The sequence below is a fragment of the Streptomyces sp. UH6 genome (genome assembly GCF_013421635.1).
Taxonomy (GTDB): domain Bacteria; phylum Actinomycetota; class Actinomycetes; order Streptomycetales; family Streptomycetaceae; genus Streptomyces; species Streptomyces abyssomicinicus.
This window is the reverse complement of the sequence record NZ_JACADT010000723.1, coordinates 1-2,905: the sequence shown is the minus strand read 5'-3', so window position 1 is coordinate 2,905 and position 2,905 is coordinate 1. Positions and strand designations below refer to the sequence as shown.

Below are 2,905 nucleotides of genomic sequence, written 5' to 3'. Positions count from 1 at the left end.
CTGTCTTCCGTGCCCACGGGCATCACCTCCTGCTCCCAGCCTCACCCGAGGCGGCACGGGGCGCGACCCGCGGACGGTCGACGCGGTCGCCCGCCGGGACGGCGGGCGCACCGGCCGCCGTCCCGGTCCCACGGCCGGCTGCCGTGGGACCGGTGCGCGTTCAGCGGCGGATCAGCTGCCGGTGCGGGCGCAGGCGGTCTCGTTGAGGCGGAAGCGGCCCGGCGTGGAGGCGTCTCCCGTGTGGGTGACCAGGTAGCCCAGGGTGACCGAGCCGCCGGGCGGGATCGACGCGTTGTGGCCGGCGTCGGGGGCGGTGTAGATGTCGCCCAGGTGGGTCATGTCGGTGTTCCAGTCGGAGGTGACCGTCTGCCCGTAGGGCAGCGCGAACTGCAACGACCAGCCGTCGATCGGGGTGGTCCCCGTGTTGGTGACCGTGAGGTCGACGGTCATGCCGTTGCCCCAGGCGGTCTTCTTGACGTCGACCTTGCAGATCGGCTTGGTGCGCTCGAACGACACCTTGTGCAGGCCGCCGGGCAGGTCGTTGACGACGTAGAACTCGCCCTCCGCGGTGGTGCCGACCGCCGTCACCTGGGTGGGCATGTCACCGATGTCGGCCTGGCGGAACCCGCCGTTGCCGTCCGGGCGCAGCGCCCAGACCTGGGACGAGCAGTAGTCCGTGGCGATGTAGGTGCCGCCGACGAGGTCGGCGTACTGGCGGCCGCGGTAGACGTGTCCGCCGATGACCGCGCAGTTGCCGTTGTAGGGCGAGTAGTAGAAGTCCTGCGGGGTGTAGCGGGTGCCGGACGCGCACTGCGCCTCGTCGAAGACCTGGGGTCCCTCGTAGCAGGACCACCCGAGGTTGGCTCCGGCCTGCTCGCCGCGCGCCAGGTGGGTGATCTCCTCCCACCGGCCCTGGCCGACGTCGGCCACCCACATCGATCCGTCCGCGTGGTCGAAGGAGAAGCGCCAGGGGTTGCGGGTGCCCCAGAGCCAGATCTCGCCGCGAGCGCCGGCGACGCCGACGAAGGGGTTGTCCGGCGGGATGCAGTACGCCAGCGCACCGCAGCTGCGGCTCACGTCGAGGCGGAGGATCTTGCCGAGCAGCGTGTCCTTCCGCTGGCCCGTGTCGAACGGGTCGCCGGATCCGCCGCCGTCGCCGATCGCCCAGTAGAGCTTGCCGTCGGGGCCGAAGGCGAGCTGGCCGCCGTTGTGGTTGCTGTACTCGGCGTGCGGCTGCTGCAGCAGGACCTCGAGGCGGGAGTCGGCGAGGTGGTAGCGGGCCAGGGTGACCGCGGCGTCGGGCAGGGCGGTGTAGGCCAGGTAGAGCTGCTTGCTCTGGGCGAAGTCGGGGGCCAGCGCGATGCCGAGCAGGCCGCGCTCGTTGCCGGACTCGTCGACCTTGTCGACGATGTCGAGGAGGGGCGTGGAGGAGAGGCCGGTGTCGGGGTGGTACACGCGGACCCGTCCGGACTTCTCGGTGATGAACAGCCGCCCGGTGCCGTCGTCGGGGGCGACCAGGGCCGTCGGGCGCCGGAGGCCGAAGGCCACCTGGGTGGTGGTGGCGGCGACCTCCTCGAGGGCCGGCACCGCCGCGGCGCCGGTCCGTAACTCCTTGGCGGTCTGTAACTCCTTGGCGGGCGGGACCTCCGCGGACGAGGCCGGGAGGGACAGCGGTCCCGCCACGGCCAGCGGCAGTGCGAGCAGCAGGCCGATCCAGCGGTGACGACGTAAGCGTCGTAAGGACATGTACGGCTCCAGTGGGGTGGGGCGTGTGCGGACAGCGACGCGGGCAGCGCGGTGCGGCGCGGTCGGTGACTGCGCGACCGCGCTGCTCCGGTGGTACACGTGGGTACCTCGCCGGACGCTAGTGCCTCTCCCGCCCCGATACCAGGCCGCGTCCGCACCGGAACCGACGGGCTTCCCCCTCACACGGCGCCCCTCGCGCCCGGGCTCTCGGCGGCGGGCGCGCGGTCTCTCCGCGGCACCCGCGGCACCGCGCCCGCCGGCTTCCGGAACGACGGCGCCCCGCTCACCGCGTTACCGGAGTTGGACGTCATCCGGTCCGTTCCGGCACCCACCGCGGGCTCCGCCCGCCCCGGCCGATGTCTCCGGTGGGCGCGGCCCCGCCATCTCCTCGGGTCGGGCCCCGGTCATCCTCCGGCGCTCATGTCACCGGTCGCACGAAGCCGGCCTCGTAGGCCCGGATGACCGCCTGGGTGCGGTCGCGCGTGCCGGTCTTGGCGAGCACCGACGCCACGTGCGTCTTCACCGTGGCCGGTCCCACGCGCATGCGCCCGGCGATCTCGGCGTTGGTCAGCCCGGTCGCCATCAGCCGCAGCACCTCGGCCTCACGCTCCGTGAGCCGCGCCTCCCAGGGCGGCGGGGAGGGCTTCGCCCGCGCGTGCTCGGCCGCCAGGGCCCGTACCGCCGCCGGGAACAGCAGGGTGTCGCTGCGTGCCACCAGCCGCACGGCCTGGACGAGTGTCTCGGCGTCGGCGCGCTTGAGGAGGAATCCGGCGGCGCCGGCGCGCAGGGCGTCGTAGACGTACGAGTCGTTCTCGAACGTGGTCACGACGAGGACGCGCGGTGGTCCGGCGAGGGTGGCGAGGATCTGCTCGGTGGCGCGGATGCCGTCGATCCCGGGCATGCGGACGTCCATGAGGACGACGTCCGGCCGGGCCCCGCGCACGAGGGAGACCGCCTCGGCCCCGGTGGCCGCCTCGCCGACGACCTCCAGGTCCTCCTCCGCGGAGAGGATGACGCGCAGGGCGGTGCGGACCATGCGCTCGTCGTCGGCGAGGACGATCCTGATCGGCGGACGGGTCATGCGGGTCCTTTCAACGGCAGGCGTACCTCGAGCCGCCACACCCCGTCGGCGGCGCCCGCCCCGGCGGCGCCGCCCAGC

Annotated in this window: 2 protein-coding genes; both read right to left on the bottom strand. The window is 73.5% G+C overall.

Going from position 1 to position 2,905, the window contains the following annotated elements; translation table 11 throughout:
* Positions 1–171: 171 nt before the first annotated feature.
* Entirely contained in the window at positions 172–1,746 is a 1,575-nt protein-coding gene (locus HW445_RS24860; protein WP_180223164.1) for a PQQ-dependent sugar dehydrogenase, read from the bottom strand.
* Positions 1,747–2,164: 418 nt separating this feature from the next.
* Positions 2,165–2,827, bottom strand: a complete 663-nt coding sequence (locus tag HW445_RS24855) for a response regulator transcription factor (protein WP_180223163.1) — start codon at positions 2,825–2,827, stop codon at positions 2,165–2,167.
* Between the last annotated feature and the right edge of the window lie 78 nt (positions 2,828–2,905).

Coding starts and splice junctions, on each gene's coding strand:
- HW445_RS24860 (WP_180223164.1), bottom strand. CDS start 1,746: ATGTCCTTACGACGCTTACGTCGTCACCGCTGGATCGGCCTGCTGCTC.
- HW445_RS24855 (WP_180223163.1), bottom strand. CDS start 2,827: ATGACCCGTCCGCCGATCAGGATCGTCCTCGCCGACGACGAGCGCATG.